15 protein-coding genes are annotated in these 17795 nt (G+C 67.4%); 4 read left to right on the top strand and 11 right to left on the bottom strand.

Annotation, left to right across the window (positions count from 1 at the left end):
* Positions 1 to 18: 18 nt before the first annotated feature.
* Both ILT46_RS09215 and ILT46_RS09210 read right to left on the bottom strand, forming a co-directional pair.
* Positions 19 to 2544: an ABC transporter permease gene (locus tag ILT46_RS09215; RefSeq protein WP_199504354.1), complete on the bottom strand. Its 2526-nt coding sequence runs from the start codon at positions 2542 to 2544 to the stop codon at positions 19 to 21.
* Positions 2541 to 3227 carry an ABC transporter ATP-binding protein gene (locus tag ILT46_RS09210; RefSeq protein ID WP_199504353.1) on the bottom strand — a complete coding sequence of 229 codons (687 nt, stop codon included), beginning with the start codon at positions 3225 to 3227 and terminating at the stop codon, positions 2541 to 2543. Before ILT46_RS09210 ends, ILT46_RS09215 begins: the two co-directional genes overlap by 4 nt.
* Positions 3228 to 3274: 47 nt before the next feature.
* Here ILT46_RS09210 and ILT46_RS09205 point away from each other — a divergent pair, with 47 nt between their 5' ends.
* Positions 3275 to 3979: an arylesterase gene (locus tag ILT46_RS09205; RefSeq protein ID WP_199504352.1), complete on the top strand. Its 705-nt coding sequence runs from the start codon at positions 3275 to 3277 to the stop codon at positions 3977 to 3979.
* Here the strand turns inward: ILT46_RS09205 and recF are convergent.
* The 8 genes from recF to ILT46_RS09165 all read right to left on the bottom strand — a co-directional run bounded on the left by recF (position 3972) and on the right by ILT46_RS09165 (position 11407).
* Positions 3972 to 5054, bottom strand: a complete 1083-nt coding sequence (recF, locus tag ILT46_RS09200) for a DNA replication/repair protein RecF (RefSeq protein ID WP_199504351.1) — start codon at positions 5052 to 5054, stop codon at positions 3972 to 3974. The genes ILT46_RS09205 and recF overlap by 8 nt on opposite strands.
* A 54-nt stretch (positions 5055 to 5108) precedes the next feature.
* A complete protein-coding gene (locus ILT46_RS09195; RefSeq protein ID WP_199504350.1) occupies positions 5109 to 5711 on the bottom strand; it encodes a response regulator transcription factor in 603 nt (200 codons plus the stop codon).
* A gap of 171 nt (positions 5712 to 5882) precedes the next feature.
* Entirely contained in the window at positions 5883 to 6632 is a 750-nt protein-coding gene (locus ILT46_RS09190) for a proteasome-type protease (RefSeq protein ID WP_199504349.1), read from the bottom strand.
* A 16-nt stretch (positions 6633 to 6648) separates the two neighbouring features.
* Positions 6649 to 7464, bottom strand: coding sequence for a transglutaminase family protein (locus ILT46_RS09185; protein WP_199504348.1), 816 nt, complete (start codon positions 7462 to 7464; stop codon positions 6649 to 6651).
* Entirely contained in the window at positions 7464 to 8408 is a 945-nt protein-coding gene (locus tag ILT46_RS09180) for an alpha-E domain-containing protein (RefSeq protein ID WP_199504347.1), read from the bottom strand. Before ILT46_RS09180 ends, ILT46_RS09185 begins: the two co-directional genes overlap by 1 nt.
* Positions 8409 to 8425: 17 nt before the next feature.
* Positions 8426 to 9853, bottom strand: coding sequence for a circularly permuted type 2 ATP-grasp protein (locus tag ILT46_RS09175; protein ID WP_199504346.1), 1428 nt, complete (start codon positions 9851 to 9853; stop codon positions 8426 to 8428).
* A gap of 61 nt (positions 9854 to 9914) precedes the next feature.
* Complete coding sequence (locus tag ILT46_RS09170) at positions 9915 to 10688, bottom strand: lipase family alpha/beta hydrolase (RefSeq protein ID WP_199504345.1); 774 nt, start codon at positions 10686 to 10688, stop codon at positions 9915 to 9917.
* A 95-nt stretch (positions 10689 to 10783) separates the two neighbouring features.
* Positions 10784 to 11407, bottom strand: a complete 624-nt coding sequence (locus tag ILT46_RS09165) for a DUF3617 domain-containing protein (RefSeq protein ID WP_199504344.1) — start codon at positions 11405 to 11407, stop codon at positions 10784 to 10786.
* Here ILT46_RS09165 and uvrB point away from each other — a divergent pair.
* The 3 genes from uvrB to ILT46_RS09150 all read left to right on the top strand — a co-directional run bounded on the left by uvrB (position 11391) and on the right by ILT46_RS09150 (position 15751).
* Positions 11391 to 13586 (top strand): excinuclease ABC subunit UvrB, encoded by a 2196-nt coding sequence (gene uvrB / locus ILT46_RS09160; protein WP_199504343.1) that lies wholly within the window; start codon positions 11391 to 11393, stop codon positions 13584 to 13586. The two genes, ILT46_RS09165 and uvrB, sit on opposite strands and share 17 nt — an antisense overlap.
* A gap of 67 nt (positions 13587 to 13653) precedes the next feature.
* Positions 13654 to 15168: a S10 family peptidase gene (locus ILT46_RS09155; RefSeq protein WP_199504342.1), complete on the top strand. Its 1515-nt coding sequence runs from the start codon at positions 13654 to 13656 to the stop codon at positions 15166 to 15168.
* Positions 15158 to 15751 carry a hypothetical protein gene (locus ILT46_RS09150; protein WP_199504341.1) on the top strand — a complete coding sequence of 198 codons (594 nt, stop codon included), beginning with the start codon at positions 15158 to 15160 and terminating at the stop codon, positions 15749 to 15751. Before ILT46_RS09155 ends, ILT46_RS09150 begins: the two co-directional genes overlap by 11 nt.
* On the opposite strand, the gene ILT46_RS09145 is transcribed toward ILT46_RS09150, so the two are convergent.
* The gene (locus ILT46_RS09145) at positions 15714 to 17777 is read right to left on the bottom strand and encodes a protein-disulfide reductase DsbD (RefSeq protein WP_199504340.1); all 2064 of its coding nucleotides are present in this window, start codon (positions 17775 to 17777) and stop codon (positions 15714 to 15716) included. The two genes, ILT46_RS09150 and ILT46_RS09145, sit on opposite strands and share 38 nt — an antisense overlap.
* Positions 17778 to 17795: the final 18 nt, after the last annotated feature.

Here is a 17795-nt window from a genome sequence, read left to right as displayed (position 1 = left end):
CGTTTCGCGCCCGGTCCATCACAGCGCCCGCAGGGCTTGGGCCGGGCGGGCGCGCAGCAGCGGCAACGATCCCCCGACGGCAAACGCCAGCACCAGCGCCAGCCCGCCGCCGAGCGTCGCGAGCACGGTCGGCCGATGGGGCAACCATTCAAACTCGAACAATTGCGTAACCACCAGCCAGGCGATCCCGGTGCCGAGAGCCAGCGCCACGCCCGCCAACGCCAGCGCCAGCATCCCGTATTCCGCCGCCTGCATCGCCAGCACCTGCCCGCGGCTGGCCCCCAGCACCCGGAGCATCACCGTGTCATAGGTCCGTGCCGCTCGGGCAGCGGCAATCGCGCCGGCGAGCACGGCAAGACCCGCCAGCACCGCGACGGAAGCCGCCGCCAGCGTCGCCAGCCCGACTTGCCCCAACAGATCGCGCGCCTGCACCAGCACATCACCCACCTCGATCACAGAGCTTGACGGGAACGCCCCGACCAGCGCCCGCAGCAGCGGGCCGGTTTGGGCACCAGCCGGCAAGTCGATGGTGGCGGCCAGATTATGCGGCGCATCAGCCAGCGTACCGGGTGAAAACACCAACACGTAGTTGAAGCCCATGCTCTCCCAGTCGATCACGCGCAGATTGGCGACGCGGGCGGTCCGCTCCACCCCCAGCACGCCGATGGTCAGATAATCCCCCACCTCCAGGCCGATGGCCTGGGCGAGATCGGCATCGACCGACACCAGCCGCTCGCCAGCCTGATCGGCGCTCCACCATTGTCCTTCGGTCACGCGATTGCCGGGCGGGACGCCCTGCGCATAGGTCAGCCCGCGCTCGCCCCGTAGCGCCCAGGCGCCGTCGGGAATGTCCTCCAAATCGGCCACGCGGGTCATCGCAGCTTGCGGCCCATAAGCGAGGATCGCGCCCCGCAGCGCCGGGACGGTGCGGATAGCGGCCTGCGGCTGGCTATCCGTCACCAGCGCGCGGAACGCATCCTCGCGCTCGCGCGGGACGTCCAGAACGAAGAAGTCGGGCGCCTCGCGCGGGACGGTGCGGGCGATATTGCCGTCAATCGCGGTCTGAATCGCCGCTAGGAGCACAAAAGCCGCCAGCCCGAAACCCAGCGCGGTAACCAGCGTGGTGGTGGCAGCCCCTGGCCGGTGGAGATTGGCGAGGGCCGCGCGTGCCAGCGGATTGCGCGGGCGCGGCAGCGCGGCGGCCGCGCGGGCAATCCCCCTGCCGAGCAGGGCCAGCAACCCCACCACCACCGCCGCTCCGAGCAGAAAACCGCCCGCCAGCAGCGGCTGGGCCGATGTCGCCACCACCAACAGCGCAATCGCTGCAAGGCCGCCCGCGCTCCACCACAGGCCCGCGCGGCGAAACGCAAGCGGCGCCACCCGCGCGCGCATCATCGCCATCGCCGGATAATAGCGCGCCCGCATCAGCGGCGGCGCGGCGAACACCAGCGCGACCAGCAGGCCATAGGCCGCCGCCAGCAGCAGCGACCGCGGATCGGCCAGCAGCCGCGTCTCCACCGGGAGCAGCCCGGCGAGTGCGCGCGCCAGCAGCGGGGTGGCAAGCGTGCCGGCAATCATCCCCAGCACCGTCCCCAGCGCGGTCGCGGCGGCGATCTGCAACGCGTAGATGCGGGCAATATCGCGGCTGGTGGCGCCCAATACTTTCAGCGTCGCAATCGCCGCGCGCCGCGCGTCGAGATAGGACGTCACCCCGCCGCCAATGCCGATCCCGGCAATCACCAGCGCGGCGAGGCCCACCAGCCCGAGAAATTCGCCCATCCGCGACACGAACCGGTCCGCACCCGGCGAGGCCCGGTCGCGCGTGCGATATTCAAACCCCGCAGACGGCGCGGCGGCGGCAATCGCCTGCTGCGCCGCCGCCGGGTCGGCCCCCGGCGGAAGCGCAAGGCGATATTTGCTCTGATACATCGCGCCCGGTGCGAGGAGGCCCGCGCGCGCGGGGAAATCGGCCGCCACGATGACCGAGGGGCCAAGCTGGAACCCTTCGGACAGGCGGTCAGGTTCGTTGGCAATGATCCCGGCCAGCACCAGTTCGCCGGTGCCGACGGTGAACCTTTCGCCCACCGCAATCCCCAGCCGCTCGGCCGCGCCCTTGGCCGCCCAGGCCTCGCCCGCTGCCGGCGCACCGACGCGGCGGCCATCGGCCAGCACCAGCCGGCCATAAAGCGGCCACGCATCATCCACAGCCTTCAGCCCGACCGGCGCGGCCTGCGCGCCGGCGACCGCCATCGCCTGCATCCGCGTCCCGGCCGAGATGCGCCCACGCGCGGTCAGCAGCGCACGTTCGGCAGCGGTCAGGTCACGCTGCCACACCTCGACTTCGAGGTCTCCGCCAAGTATCTCCTGCCCTCGCCCCGCCAGTTCGCGCTCGATCGCGCTGGTCAGCGTGCCGATCGCGGTCAACGCGGCGGTGCCGAGGAACAGGCAGACCAGCAACAGCCTGAGGCCGCGGAAGCGGGCGTTGAGGTCGCGCCGCGCGATCTTCCAGGCGGTGCGCCAATCGAGCGCCGGGGCACCGCTCATGGCGCCACATCGCTGGCAATCCGGCCATCGGCCAAAGTAATCACCCGCCCGCAGCGCACCGCGAGTTCGGGGTCATGCGTGATCACCAGCAAGGTCGCCCCCGTTTCGGCGCGGCGCGCGAACAGCAGGTCGATGATCGTGTGGCCCGTCCGGACATCGAGATTGCCGGTCGGCTCGTCGGCAAAGATCAGCGCCGGGCGCGGGGCGATGGCGCGGGCAATGGCAACGCGCTGTTGCTCGCCGCCCGAAAGCTGCGCGGGGTAGTGATACAGCCGATGGCCGAGCCCGACTGCCGCCAGTTCCTCACTGGCTCGGACACTCGCGTCAGCAATGCCGGCCAGTTCCAGCGGTGTGGCGACGTTTTCGAGCGCGGTCATGGTGGGAAGCAGATGGAAGGCCTGCAGCACGATGCCGATTCGTCCGCGGCGCGCGCGGGCGAGGCCATCTTCGTCGAGCCGGGTAAAATCCTCGCCGGCGACCTCCAGCGACCCGCTGCTCGCCCGTTCGAGGCCCGAGAGCACCGCCATCAGCGAGCTTTTGCCCGATCCTGACGGGCCGAGCAGCGCGACAACCTCGCCCGCCGCAATGTCGAGATCGATCCCGCGCAGGATCGCCACCGGGGCGTCGGCGGTGCCGAAATCGAGGGTCAGCGCACGGGCGGAAATCGCGAAGGGGCTTGTCACGCGCGGGGCCTCGCATAGTCAGGTGGGCCAATGCAAGGATGCTGCCGATGAATCGCCTGACCCGCTCGACCGCCGCCGCGCTGCTGCTGTGCCTTGCCGCCGGGTGCAAAGAGGCCTCGCCGCAAACCGGCGCCGCGCCCAGCGAGCCATCCGCCGCACAGGCATCCCCCGCGCCCGCGCCGCAAGGCGACGAGCGACTGGTGCTGGCCTTTGGCGACAGCCTGTTCGCCGGCTATGGCCTCGCGCCGGCCGAGGGTTATCCCGAGCGGTTGGAGGCAGCCCTGCGCGGTGCGGGCCGGCCCGTGCGGGTGCATGATGCGGGCGTATCGGGCGACACCACCGCCGCCGGCCGGCAGCGGCTGGCTTTCACGCTCGACAGCCTGCCGAGGAAGCCCGATCTCGTATTGCTCGAACTGGGCGGCAACGACCTGCTGCGCGGCCTGTCGCCGGCCGAAACGCGCGCCAATCTCGCTGCGATGCTCGGCGAATTGCAGCGGCGCGAGATCCCGGTGGTGCTTTTCGGGATGCGCGCGCCGCCCAATCTGGGGGCAGATTTCGTCCGCGCATTCGATGCCGCCTACCCCGCGCTGGCCAAGGAATATGGCGCGACGCTGGTGCCGTTCTTCCTCGAGCCGGTCTATGATCAGCCGCAACTGATCCAGCCTGACCGCGTCCACCCCACCGCTGCGGGGATCGACGCGCTGGTCGGCCACACGCAAGCGGTCGTCTCCGGGGCGCTGCCGGCTAGCTGACCCTGTGCGCCGCGCCGCCGGCGATTTCCCAGCACGCCGCCTCTTCCATGATCGCGGCGAAGGGCGCTGCTTCCGTGCCGGTCATCCACACTTGCGTCCCGCTGCCGCGCAGCCGTTCGAACAGTGCCGCGCGTCGCGAGGGATCGAGATGCGCGGCAACCTCGTCGAGCAGCAGCACTGCCGGCCGGCCCTTTGCCGCCAGTTCCGCATGGGCCAGCGTCACCGCAATCAGCAGCGCCTTTTGTTCGCCGGTGGAGCAGTGTGCGGCCGGCGCGCCGCTGCCGGCCATGGTTACGGTCAGCTCGTCGCGGTGCGGGCCAATCAGCGTGCGGCCGGCCGCGCGGTCGCGCGCACGGTGGCGCAGCAGCGCCTCGGCAAAGGCTGCGGTGTCCTCTGGCGCGGTTGGCTGATAGGCCAGCAGCGGGCGGGCAAACGGGCCGTCGGGCGCGGCGGACAAGGCCTGGGTCAGCGCGGCGACCAGCGCGCGCCGCCCGCTCGCCAGCGCAGCCCCATGTTCCGCGAGCCGCTGCTCGATCGCGCCAAGCCAGAGCGGGTCGGGCGGCGCATCGTCCGCCAGCAACCGATTGCGTTCGCGCAAGGCCTCGTCATACCGAATGGCGGTGCGCGCATGGGTCGGTGCCAGCGCCAGCGCCATCCGGTCGAGCCACCGGCGGCGCGCGCCAGCGCTGTCGGTGAACAGTCCGTCCATCGCCGGGGTCAGCCAGCCCAGCGACACCCACTCCCCCAGCGTGGCCGCGCTGCTGTCGGCGCCATTGATCCGCACCATCCGCCGGTTCGGCCGCGCCGGATCGACCAGCGTGCCCAGCCGGACCGGCATCGTGTCGGCAGCGAGATCGGCGCCCAGCGTGAACCCGCCGCTTCCGCCTTTGCGGGCCATCTCGGCCGGCGTGGCGCGGCGCAGGCCCCGCCCCGGCGCCAGCAGTGACAGCGCCTCGAGAATGTTGGTCTTGCCCGCGCCATTATCGCCGAGCAGCAGGTTGAACTGGCGCGTGCCGTCCAGCGCGCTTTCCCGGTGGTTGCGGAAATCGGCCAGGGCAATGCGGTCGAGCGGCATGGCCGCGCGTTAGCCGCCCGCGCCGGCTTTGGCCAATGCGCGATTGGCATGCGCTCAGCTGCCGGCTTCGAGACGCACGCGCACTGCATCGGCCGGATGGCGTGCGCCCAGCTTGCTCATCATGTTGGCGCGGTGAATTTCGACCGTGCGCGGGCTGATCCCGAGATCGCGGGCGATCGCCTTGTTGCTGTTGCCCTGCGCCAGCCGGTCGAGCACGTCGCGCTCGCGACTGGATAGGGCCGCGACCAGCCGGCGCGCTTCGATCAACCGTTTGCGCGCGGCGGCGAAATGCTCTGCTTCCTCCTCCAGCGCGGCGATCGTCTGCTCAAGTTGCTCCTGCGCCAGCGGCGCGGCGAGATAGCCGATCGCCCCTGCGCGCATCGCGGCAACGGTGCGGTCGAGTTCCGGTGCAGGACTGAGCGCTATGACCGGCAGCCAGATGCCCGCCTCCATCAGCTGGTCGATGATTTCAGGGATGCTGGGCCCGGCAGAATCGTCGGTCGCCACGACGATCCCCTCGCGCGGGGGGTGGGCGAAGATTTCCGCCAAATCGGCATAGACCTCGCAATGATGGCCCATTGCGAAGGCCATTCGCGAAAGTTCGGCGCGAGAGCGGCTGTTGCCGTCGACGAAATGGAGCGTGGTGCGTGTTTTCATGCGGCAAACCTGCCGCGCCGCGCCGCGCCACGCATTCCGTAGTACTACCGAATTGGAGATAGTTCGCCGCGCAATGCCACCGCTCGCATTGCCGCGCGACCTGCGCTGTTATATCCGTAACGGCGCCTTTTTTCTGCGTGGTTTCCCCTTCCGTGTAACGACTTAGCAAGACTACCTAGAATGAGCGTAGAGGCTGTAATCGGGCAGCGCGTGAAATGCATCGCGCAGCGCATTGCCCCATCCCGCCGAGATCGCCTGGAAATATTCGTCATCCACCCCGATCCTGCGGATATGCCCGGGCTCGAACTTGTCGCGTTCGATCACCATCAGATCGAGTGGCAAGCCGACCGACAGATTGGCCTTAACCGTTGAATCGAAGCTCACCATCAGCAGCTTGACCGCGTCCTCGATGCTCATCGCCGGGTCGTATCCGCGCAGGATGATCGGGCGGCCATATTTGGTTTCGCCGATCTGGAAGAACGGCGTCTCGCTGCTCGCTTCGATGAAATTGCCTTCGGGATAGATCAGGAACAACCGCGGCTCCATGTCGGCGATCTGCCCGGCCAGGATCATCGATGCAGTGAAGCGGCCCCGCCCGCTGGTGCCGTTGCGCTCCTGCCGGGTCGAGATGGTCTCGCGCAGTACATTGCCGATCTCGCTCGCCATCTGGAACATGGTCGGCGCTTCGAGCAGCGCATTCATCCGCTCACCCGGTGATTTGGTGCGCTCTTCCAGCAGGCTGATGACAGCCTGCGTGGTTGCGAGGTTACCGGCCGTCATCAACGAAACGATGCGCTGGCCAGGCACCTTCCAGTGAAACATCTTGCGGAACACGGAGATGTTATCGACGCCCGAATTGGTCCGAGTATCGCTCATCAGCACCAGGCCCTTGTCGATCATCATCCCGACGCAATAAGTCATTGGCGAAGGCCCTCGTTCATTGCTGTGGAACCTGTTGTTGTTCGACCGCCACGGCGACGTGCAGGTCCTCGCTCGACGTGCCGTAGGTGATCCCGGTGATCGGCGCCGCATCACGATAGTCGCGGCCGGTGGCAACCCGCACATAGCGCGAATCGGGGCTGATTCGGTTCGAGATGTCGAACCCGATCCAGCCTATCCCTTCGACATAGGCTTCGGCCCAGGCGTGCGTGGCTTCCTGATCGATGCGGTCATTCATCATCAGGTAACCGCTGACATAGCGCGTCGGAATGTCGAACATCCGCGCCGCCGCGATGAAGATATGGGCGTGGTCCTGACACACGCCGGCGCCGGCGGCCGCGGCCTGTTCGGCGGTTGTGGTCACGCCGGTATTGCCCGTGCCGTAAATGATCCGGTCCGCTATCCGCCCTGACAAGGCATGGAGGAAGGCGATCCGGTCCCCTTCCGGGCGCAGATCGCGCACGAGATCGCGCAGGCGCGGACCGGGGCGGGTCAGCGCGGTCTGCCCGATGAAACTCCACAGCGGCAGGTTGCCCGCATGGTGGCCGATGACCCCGGCATGATCCTCGGTTTCGACCACCCCGTAGCATTCCACCGACACAAATGGCGCGCCCGCTTCCACCGCGATCAAGGTCACGCGGTTATGGTTCTGGTCTTCGTAATCGAGCTGCTGGACGGCATTCTCGAAGCGCATTGTCCAGTCGATCACGCGCTGCCCTTGGGTCGTCTTGGGCGTCAGCCGCAGCCGCTGTAGAGCATGAAGCACCGGCGCGACGAAGGTGTAGCGGGTCGTATGGCGGACGGACAGGCGCATCAGCCGAGGAACCTGTAATCGGCGGCGATCGCCTCGGCAATCGCCGCATTGTCGGCCATGAAGCGGAGCAGGAATTCATGCAGCCCCCCGCGAAAAATGTCATCGACGCTGAGCGCCGTCAGCCGCGAATGCGCATCGCGGATCAGCGCATGGGCGTGCCCTTCGCTGCCATGGCCGCGCGCCAGCGCCGCGAGATTTTCGCGCAAGGCCGAATGGCAAAAGGCGAGGCTGCGCGGGAAGCGGTCGTCAAGCACTAGAAACTCGACGATCCGGCGCGCATCGATCTGGCCGGCATTGATCCAGCGATAGGCCCGGTCGCCCGAAACTGAGCGCAGCACCGTGTCCCACTGGCTGGTATCGAGGCTCGACCCGACATAGGCGAGCGAAGGCAGCAGCAGGTAATATTTGATATCGAGGATGCGCGCCGTGCTGTCCGCGCGTTCGAGATGCGTGCCCGCACGGGCGAAATGGAAGCTGGCATCGCGCAGCATCGAACCGGTCATCGCCCCATGCGCGAGCGTTCCGGCATGGCGTACCATCGCCACCGCTTCGCCCACGCTTTGCTGGCTGACCGGCCGGGCGAGAAAGTCGCGCAGGGCCATCCAGCTTTCGTTGACTGCTTCCCACACCTCGCCGCTGATCGCATTACGCGCGAGCCGGGCATTGGTCCGGACCATTTCGAACATCGCCAGCACGCTGTTCGGATTAGCCTTGTCGCGCAGCAGGAAATTCCACGCCTGAACCCCGGTATAGGTGCCGTGCTTCGCCTCATAGGCGGCGCGCTGGCCCGAGGTCGCGATGACCGAGCGCCATTCCTCCTCGGCGGTCACGACATCGCGGGTCAACCCCATTCTGAGCCCGGCCTCGATCAGGCGCGCGGTATTTTCCGCCCGTTCGAGATAACGGAACATCCAGAACAGCCCGTTCGCGGTGCGCCCCAGCATCGGTCGTCCGCGCGCGGTCATTCCTTCAGCACCCAGGTGTCCTTGGTTCCGCCGCCTTGACTCGAATTGACCACCAGCGAGCCTTCGGTCAGCGCCACGCGGGTCAGCCCGCCCGGGGTGATGTCGATCCCGTGCGGCGATACCAGCACATAGGGCCGCAGATCGACGTGGCGCGGGGCCAGCCCCTTCTTGGTGAAGATCGGACAGGTCGACAGCGACAGTGTCGGCTGAGCGATGTAATTGGCGGGCTTGGCCTCGAGCCGCTTGCGAAACTCGGCGATCTGCTCGCGTGTCGAGGTCGGCCCGACCAGCATCCCGTAACCGCCCGATCCGTGCACCTCCTTGACCACCAGATCGGCCAGATTGTCGAGCACATAAGCGAGGCTGTCCTTGTCGGCACAGCGCCAGGTCTCGACATTGGGCAGGATCGGCTTTTCGCCAGTGTAGAACTCCACGATTTCGGGCATGAAGGAATAGACCGCCTTGTCGTCGGCGACGCCTGTGCCCGGCGCGTTGGCGATGGTCACCCGCCCGGCGCGATAGACGTCCATGATGCCGGGCACGCCCAGCACGCTGTCAGGATTGAACGTCAGCGGATCGAGGAATTCATCGTCCACCCGGCGATAGATCACATCGACCGGCTGATAGCCCGCAGTGGTGCGCATCGCGACGCGGCCATCCACGACGCGCAGATCGCTCCCCTCGACCAGCTCGGCGCCCATCTGGTCGGCGAGGAAGGCGTGCTCGAAATAGGCGCTGTTATAGATGCCCGGCGTCAGCACCGCGACCACCGGCCGCCCCGACCCACCTCCGGGTGCGCAGGCAGCCAGACTACGGGCAAGGCGGCGCGGATAATCCGACACGGTTTCGACCTGCATCCGCGTGAACAGGTCGGGAAACATCACCATCATCGTTTCGCGGTTCTCAAGCATGTACGACACGCCCGATGGCGTGCGGGCATTATCCTCGAGCACGAAGAATTCGTCCGGCCCCGTTCGCACCAGATCAATCCCGACGACGTGCGTATAGACCCCGCCCGGCGGGGTGAAATCGACCATGTTCGGCAGCCACGCATCGTTGCCGCGCAGAACGCGTTCGGGCAGGCGACCAGCGCGGACGATTTCCTGCCGATGATAGAGATCGTGCAGAAAGGCGTTAAGCGCCCGCACGCGCTGTTCGATCCCGCGGCTCAGGCGGCGCCATTCAGCCGCGGTGATGATCCGCGGAACCATGTCGAACGGGATCAGCCGTTCCTCGGCCTCGTCCTCGCCATAGACGTTGAAGGTGATGCCGGTGCGCCGGAAATTCTGTTCCGCCTCGGCATCCTTGCGCTGGAGAAGCTTGGGGTCCTGCTGTTCGAACCAGACATTGTAATCGGCATAGGCTGCGGTCAGCGCGCCATCCTCGCCAAACATCTCGTCAAACTTGCCGAACCCGCCGCGCATGAAGCCCCGAATTTCCCCCGCCGCCACTTTTGGCATGGCAGGCTTAGCGGGAGGAACGGGTTTATGCGATATCAAGTTCCCGCAGCACAGCGGCAATTGCCTCGCCCGAATGGGCAAAGCCCATATGCGTGCAGCGCAGGGCCACCGCGCGGTCACGTTCGCCAGGGCGGCCGCAGGCGGCGCGCGGCGCAACGATGCCGTCGCGCGGGCTCCACAGGGCGATCGTGGGTACGGGCGGTTTTTCGTGAACGCGCGCCGCAATGGGCGGCTCCTCGACCCTGTGGCCAGTAACGAAATGATAGGCTCGCCAGGCGTTGTTGGCGCGCGGATTGCCCGAAAAGGGTGAGCCCATGGTGATCACCTTGGCAACCTTGTCGGGATGGCGCTTGGCGATTTCACGCGCAAACACGCCCCCAAGGCTCCAGCCGATCAACACCACCTTCTCGCCCGCGCGTGCATGGACATCGACCAGTCGCTGCTCCAGCCGGTCGAACCGGTCTTGCGACGGGCCGAGATTGAACCCCTGTCCCCACCGTTTGACCGTGTGCCCGGCGCGCTCGATCTGCTCGGCCATATAGCGCATTCGCAAGGGATGAGCGCCGAAGCCGGGGATCAGGATGATCGTTTGCGGCCGCACCGCAGGTGCCACGTGGAGCGGGTGCAAGCGGCGGCGTAGCGGCTCTGCGACATAGCTCAGTTCACCGGCCAGCAGACGCCAGGGCGGGCTGCGGACATCGTCGGGACAAGCCTCGCGCGCCAGTGCGACGCGCCGAGCCAGTTCGGCGCGGGCCTGCGCAGTGCGCTCTAAGGCAGGGTGTGCAGAAGCGGTGAACATGATGCGATCCTCGGGCCGGTGCTACAGAAACGCAACATTTTCGCCGTAGTTTCATGAAACCGTCATGAACCGCGCTCGCCCCGGCTCCGCCGCAATCAGCAAGGCCCGGTCCGGCGCGAATCGAACTGCATCTGCATTGTCATCCCGCCCGGCATAGGACCCATCTGTTGTTCGATCGTCATCGTCATGGCCGACCGGTCGCGCACCACCGTCCCATCGATGCCGATCTGCGCCTTCATGCCGCCCGGTCCGGTGCAGGCCATCGCCGCGTCGAGCTTGCCCCCATCGGCGGCGAAACGGTCGAACACGCATTGCATCCCGCCGACCCCTTCTCCCAATTGCCGCACCACCTGCTCGAATCCGGCATCGGCATCGGCAGCGGTCAGGCATTGCGACGCCTTGCGATTGGCCATCGCGCCGAACTGTTCTTGTAGCTGGTTCAATTGGTCCGCCGGCATCCCCGGCATCGCGAAATTGACCAGCTTGACGCTGGTCTCGTACATCCCTGGCTCCGGCTTGGTCAGGCGCCGCGCTTCGGCCACCACCTCCTCGCCGCTCTTCGGCTCCGGCTTTTTGCACCCGCCAGCCGCTAACGCGCCCATTAACGCGGCCACAATCCACCCTGCCTTCATCGCCCGGTCCTTCTTTGCCAGCCCGCCCGCGCGCCTTGCGGCGCCCGGTTCCTGCGCCCATATCGCAGCAATGGCCGAACTCGTCATCCGCCGCGGACTGGAAGAGCCCGATACCTCCGCCGATTTCGTACCCCACAGGCCAGCCCGCCCTGAAAAGTCGATGGGCGGACGGCGGTTCGAACTGGTCAGCGATTATCAGCCCGCCGGCGACCAGCCCACCGCCATCGCCGAACTGGTCGAGGCCGCGCGCGGCGGCGAACAGACGCAGGTGCTGCTCGGCGTGACCGGCAGCGGCAAGACCTTCACCATGGCCAAGGTGATCGAGGAATTGCAGCGCCCGGCCCTCGTGCTTGCCCCCAACAAGATTCTTGCCGCGCAATTATACGGGGAATTCAAGAGCTTCTTCCCCAATAACGCGGTCGAATATTTCGTTTCCTATTACGATTACTACCAGCCCGAAGCCTATGTGCCGCGCAGCGATACCTATATCGAGAAAGAATCGAGCGTGAACGAGGCGATCGACCGGATGCGCCATTCGGCCACGCGCGCGCTACTCGAACGCGACGATGTCATCATCGTCGCCTCGGTTTCGTGCCTGTACGGCATCGGCTCGGTCGAAACCTATTCGGCGATGATCTTCGACCTCAAGAAAGGCGACACCCAGGATCAGCGCGAGATCATCCGCAAATTGGTGGCGCTGCAATACAAGCGCAACGATGCCGCCTTTGCGCGCGGCAATTTCCGCGTCCGCGGCGACAGCCTCGAAATCTTCCCGTCGCATTACGAGGACATGGCCTGGCGCGTGAGCTTCTTTGGCGATGAGATCGAAGAAATCGCCGAATTCGACCCGCTGACCGGCAAGAAGGGCGCCAGCCTCGACCGGGTGCGGGTCTATGCCAATTCGCACTACGTCACCCCCGGCCCGACGATGAAGCAGGCCAGCGCGGCGATCAAATTCGAGCTGGAAGAAAGGCTCAAGGAACTTCACGCCGAAGGGCGCCTGCTCGAAGCGCAACGGCTCGAGCAGCGGACCAATTTCGATCTCGAGATGATTGCCGCTACCGGCTCTTGTGCGGGCATCGAGAATTACAGCCGCTTCCTCACCGGCCGCCTGCCGGGCGAACCGCCGCCGACACTGTTCGAATATCTGCCCGAAAACGCGCTGCTTTTCGTCGATGAAAGCCACCAGACGATCCCGCAGATCGGCGCGATGGCGCGAGGGGACCACCGGCGCAAGCTGACGCTGGCGGAATACGGGTTCCGCCTGCCGAGCTGCATCGACAACCGCCCGCTGCGGTTCAACGAATGGGACGCGATGCGCCCGCAGACCCTTGCCGTCAGCGCCACGCCCGGCGGGTGGGAGATGGAGCAATCGGGCGGCGTATTTGCCGAACAGGTGATCCGCCCGACGGGCCTGATCGACCCCCCGGTTATCATCCGCCCGGTCGAGGATCAGGTTCAGGATTGCATTCACGAATGCAAGCAGACCGCCGCCAACGGCTATCGCACATTGGTCACTACGCTGACCAAGCGGATGGCCGAGGATCTGACCGAATTCATGCACGAGGCGGGCCTCCGCGTCCGCTACATGCACTCCGACGTCGAGACGCTGGAGCGGATCGAGCTGATCCGCGATCTGCGGCTCGGCGTTTATGACGTGCTGGTCGGCATCAACCTGCTGCGCGAAGGGCTTGATATTCCCGAATGCGGGCTGGTCTGCATTCTCGATGCCGACAAGGAAGGGTTCCTCCGGTCGGAAACGTCACTGATCCAGACCATCGGCCGGGCGGCGCGCAATGTCGACGGGCGGGTGATCCTCTATGCCGACCGGATCACCGGCAGCATGGAACGCGCGATGGCCGAAACCGACCGCCGGCGGGACAAGCAGCGGGCCTATAACGAGGCGCATGGCATCACCCCGCAGACGATCAGGCGCGACATTCACGACATCGTCGCCCACACGGCGGCGCAGGACGGGGTGCTGGTCGATATCGACGCCGAGGGGGCCAACAACCTCGTCGGGCACAATCTGCGCGGCTATATCGAAGACCTCGAAAAGAAGATGCGCGCCGCCGCGGCCGATCTCGAATTCGAGGAAGCCGGCCGCCTGCGCGACGAAATCCGCCGGCTCGAGGCCGGCGAGCTGGGGCTTCCCGATACCGACCGCCGCGCGCCGGTGGTGGGCCGCAGCAACGAGGGCAAGCCCGGCACCCGCAAGACGCGCTATGGCAAGACGCGCTACAAGCGCATAGGCGGCAAACCTTGAGCGGGATAGCTTGAGATCGGCTTTGAAGGCGATTTACCGGCCGGCTTCGCAATGCCATAGCCCGCCGATGCACATCTCCGTCCGTTTCCTGTCATCGCTGATCGCGGTGCTCGCCGCACCCTTGACGGCCACCCCGGCGCTGGCGCAAGCTGCCGCGGCGCCGACCCCCACCGCTGCCACGGTCGCTCCCTACCAGCCCAACCGCGCCAGCCGGACCTTCACTGGCACCTTCGGGGGGCGCACGATGCGTTATAGCGCGACGGTGGAAGAGCAGGTGCTGCGGGCCGAGAACGGCACGCCGCGCGCCGCCATCGTCACCACCGCCTATGTCGCCGAGCCGCGCGATCCCGGCCGGCCGGTGACGTTCCTGTTCAATGGCGGGCCGGGCTCCGGCTCGGTCTGGCTGCAAATGGGCGCGTTCGGGCCCAAGCGGGTGGCGATCCCCAGCGACGCCCGCGACGATGGCGCTCCGCCCTACCGGATCCTCGACAATCCCGATTCGATCCTCGACGTGACCGACCTGGTCTTCATCGATCCCGTCGGCACCGGGTTTTCGCACACGATCGGGGAGGTCAAGGGCGAGGAATTCTGGGGCATCACCAAGGATGCGCGTTCCGTTGCGCAGGCGATCCGCCAGTGGATTTCGGCCAATGGCCGGTGGAACAGCCCGAAATATCTCGGCGGGGAAAGTTATGGCACCACCCGCTCGGCAGCGGTCGTGAACCAACTCGAAGGGGCGTTCAACGACGTTTCGCTGAACGGCGTGATCCTGATTTCGACGATCCTCGATTTCGCCGCCGGGGCCGATACCGAAGGCAACGAGCTGTCTTATATCACCAATTTGCCGACGATGGCAGCGACTGCGCTCTATCACGGGAAGGCCAGTGCACCCTCCACGCAGGCCTTCGTCGATGAAGCGCGGGCCTTTGCCATCGGCCCCTACGCCGCTTTCCTGCTGAAGGGGCAGAACGCCTCAGCCGAAGAGCACGCGGCGATCCGGCGCGATCTGGCGCGCTTCACCGGCCTGCCTGAAACCTATCTCGACCAGGCGAATCTGCGGGTCACGCCGGGGCGGTTCTACAAGGAATTGCTGCGCGATCGCGGGCTGACGGTCGGCCGGCTCGACAGCCGCTATACCGGCCGCGATTACGACAATGCCGGGGAAACGCCGGATAACGACCCCAGCTTCTACGGGATCGACGGGGGCTATACTGCGGCCATCAACGCCTATCTGCGTGACACGGTGGGCTATCAGACCGACCGCAATTACGTGACCATCGGCAGTGTCGGCCCGTGGGACTGGCAGATCGAGGGTGGGCGCGACACCAATGCCTATCTCAACGTCGCGCCCTATCTCGGCCGCGCGCTGCGCGAGAATTCGGGCCTGCGCATTCTGGTGGCGCAGGGCTGGTATGATTTTGCCACCCCGTTCTTCGCTGCGGAATATGCGCTGTCGCGCCCGGGTTTCGACCGCAGCCGGATCAGCTGGACCTATTATGATAGCGGACACATGATGTATGTCCGCGACGAGGATCGGGCCAAGCTGTCGCAGGATGTGCGCGCCTTTATCCGTGGCCGGTAATCGCGTGCGCCACGCAGCCGGGCTGGCGCTGGCCTGCGCGCTCGTCGCCGCATGCCAGCCGCCAGCGGCGGACAATTACGTCACCCGCACCGAACTGACCGACCATGCGCGGATGCCCTCGCCCCCGGCGGCATCGCCCGATGTGACCGGCGCGGTGTGGGCTCCCAGCGGCGCGAGTGCCGAGCGGCTGCTATACGGTATTCCGGGGGAGCAGCCTTTACTCGCGCTCGAATGCGCGCGGCAGGGCGCGGCGCCTTCCATCATGGTGACGCGCTACGTGCGCGCCGATGCCGAGGCCAAGGCGCTGATGGCGCTGGTCGGCACCGGCCCGGTGCTGCGGATGCCGGTCGATGCTGTCTGGAACGGGCGCGCTTGGATCTGGCAGGGCGCCATCCCGGCAACGGAGCCGCGCCTCGCAGTGTTTGCCGCTGGCGGGCCGGTGCGGGCCACGGTGCCGGGGGGCGGTGCGGTCGAACTGCATTCCTCGCCCTTGCCGACCGCGCTGATCGCGCGCTGTGCCGGCAACGCCGCGCCGGAAACCGGGCCTAGCGCTGAACCGGCGCCGCCACCGACAGCTCCGTAAGCGCTTCGGGCGTGAGCAATTGCGGCAATTGCCGGGGCGCGCCGCCGCCCGCCGGATACCACAGATAAAGCGGCACCCCGGCCGCGCCCTGCCCGGTCAGGAAGCGGGTGATCGCCGGGTCGCGCCGCGTCCAATCGCCGCGCAAGACCGCGACGTTGGCCTTGGCAAAGGCGGTGCGCGTCGCCTCCCGCTCGATCGCGACGCTCTCGTTAACCTTGCAGGTGACGCACCAATCGGCGGTGAACCACACGAACACCGGGCGGCCGCTGGCCCGCGCCGCTGCGAGTGCGGCCTCGCTGAACGGCTCAGCGGGAAGCACTTGCGCGCTCGCGGCCGCGGGTCCGCCAACGCGATAGGGCAGGTTGGCCGCACCGATCACCGCAAAGGCGGCCGCGATGCCGGCGGCGAGGGTGAACCGCCGGTCGCCGCCCTCCCGCCCGCGCTGCCACAGCGCCAGCGCCGCGATCAGCGCCGCCGCGACAGCCGCGGCAAAGGCTGCGAACCACGGCCCGCCGAGCCGCGCCGCCAGCCACAGCAGCGCCAGCGCCGTCAGCCCCATCGGCAGCGCCATCCACCGGCGGAAGCGTTCCATCCACGGTCCGGGGCGCGGCAACATGGCGCGCAGCCGCGGCACAAAGCCCAGCAGCAGGAACGGCAATGCCAGCCCCAGCCCCAGCACGCCGAACAGCAGCAGCGCCTGCGGCACCGGCAGCAGCAGCGCGGCGCCCATCGCGGCGGCCATGAACGGGCCCGTGCAGGGCGTGGCGACGAAGGCGGCCAGCAACCCGGTGGCAAAGGCACCCTGCCCGCGCCCCGCGCCGCCCACCGCCAGTTGCGGCAACGCGAACAGCCCGGCCAGATTGGCGGTAATCGCGGCGGCCAGCACCAGCAGGGCGGCGACCACCAGCGGTTCTTGCAACTGGAACGCCCAGCCAACCTGCTCACCCGCGGCGCGCAGCGCCAGCAGCACCCCGCCCAGTGCCAGGCACGCGATCACCGCGCCCACCGTATAGGCCACACCTTCACGCCGCGCCTCCAGCTCGCTGCCGCCTGCCCGCGCGAGGGTCAGCGCCTTAAGGCTGAGGATCGGGAATACGCAGGGCATGATGTTGAGCAGCAACCCGCCCACCAGCGCGCCCAGCAGCAGCGTCCATAGTGGCGGCAGCGCGGTGCCGCCCAGCGCCAACGGCGTCCCGCCACGCGGCACGCTGCCCGGCTCGGCGGTGAAGCGCACGCCTTCGCCCGCCGGGCCGAAGGCGGCGATACCGTCCAGCACGGCGGGGAGCGCGGCGCCAGTGCCGGCGGTGCTGGTGGGGATTTCCGCGATCAGCAGATCGCCCTGGCGAAAGAAACGCTGCGCGGCGGCATATTGGGCGATCTCCCCGGTCCCGACAAAAATGTGCGGATCGGGCAAGGCAAGATCAGCCGGCAGCGGGATGGCCAGCCGCAGCGTGTTGCCGTCGATCGCAAAGCGCGCCGGCCGGTCGAGCGGCGGGGCGATGGCCGCCTGCGCTGCGGCCAGTTGTCCAGCATCAAGCGTAGCCTCGGCGGCGCTGAGCTGCGCCTGCTCGGGCACGCAGATTGTGTCGGTGCAGGCCAGCCAGCGGGCCTCGACACCCAGCGCCGGAACCGCCGCCCCGGGCGGGCCGGTCAGCGGCACGACCACCGCGTAACGCCCCTCATAGACATGGTTCATCAGGCCCGCGATCAGTAGCCTTTTCGGCACCGGATAGAGCGGCTCTCCCGCGTTCCAGCCCGGCGGCAAGCGCCAGTCGAGTTGCATCCCGTAGCCGGCATCACCCGGGTTGGACCAATAGCCATGCCAGCCGGGCGCCGGGTCGAACGCCAGCACCGCGCTGGCTTGCCCTCGCGCATCGGCGGGCGCGACGCTCAGCCTTACCGCGATATTGTTGGCGCCCTGGGCATTCAGCAGCGTGGGCGCGGCCGCAGCGAACACCGCCAGCCACAGCACGGCCAGCGCCAGCCACAGTTCCCTCTTCCGCGCGCCAAGTTGCTTGCCACTCATGGTGCCGCGCCTCTAGGA

This window comes from Qipengyuania sp. YIM B01966, from assembly GCF_016461955.1.
Classification (GTDB): domain Bacteria; phylum Pseudomonadota; class Alphaproteobacteria; order Sphingomonadales; family Sphingomonadaceae; genus QFOP01.
This window is presented reverse-complemented; position numbering and strand designations above follow the sequence as displayed.

Coding starts and splice junctions, on each gene's coding strand:
- ILT46_RS09215 (WP_199504354.1), bottom strand. CDS start 2,544: ATGAGCGGTGCCCCGGCGCTCGATTGGCGCACCGCCTGGAAGATCGCG.
- ILT46_RS09205 (WP_199504352.1), top strand. CDS start 3,275: ATGAATCGCCTGACCCGCTCGACCGCCGCCGCGCTGCTGCTGTGCCTT.
- recF (WP_199504351.1), bottom strand. CDS start 5,054: ATGCCGCTCGACCGCATTGCCCTGGCCGATTTCCGCAACCACCGGGAA.
- ILT46_RS09195 (WP_199504350.1), bottom strand. CDS start 5,711: ATGAAAACACGCACCACGCTCCATTTCGTCGACGGCAACAGCCGCTCT.
- ILT46_RS09190 (WP_199504349.1), bottom strand. CDS start 6,632: ATGACTTATTGCGTCGGGATGATGATCGACAAGGGCCTGGTGCTGATG.
- ILT46_RS09185 (WP_199504348.1), bottom strand. CDS start 7,464: ATGCGCCTGTCCGTCCGCCATACGACCCGCTACACCTTCGTCGCGCCG.
- ILT46_RS09180 (WP_199504347.1), bottom strand. CDS start 8,408: ATGCTGGGGCGCACCGCGAACGGGCTGTTCTGGATGTTCCGTTATCTC.
- ILT46_RS09175 (WP_199504346.1), bottom strand. CDS start 9,853: ATGCGCGGCGGGTTCGGCAAGTTTGACGAGATGTTTGGCGAGGATGGC.
- ILT46_RS09170 (WP_199504345.1), bottom strand. CDS start 10,688: ATGTTCACCGCTTCTGCACACCCTGCCTTAGAGCGCACTGCGCAGGCC.
- uvrB (WP_199504343.1), top strand. CDS start 11,391: ATGGCCGAACTCGTCATCCGCCGCGGACTGGAAGAGCCCGATACCTCC.
- ILT46_RS09165 (WP_199504344.1), bottom strand. CDS start 11,407: ATGACGAGTTCGGCCATTGCTGCGATATGGGCGCAGGAACCGGGCGCC.
- ILT46_RS09155 (WP_199504342.1), top strand. CDS start 13,654: ATGCACATCTCCGTCCGTTTCCTGTCATCGCTGATCGCGGTGCTCGCC.
- ILT46_RS09145 (WP_199504340.1), bottom strand. CDS start 17,777: ATGAGTGGCAAGCAACTTGGCGCGCGGAAGAGGGAACTGTGGCTGGCG.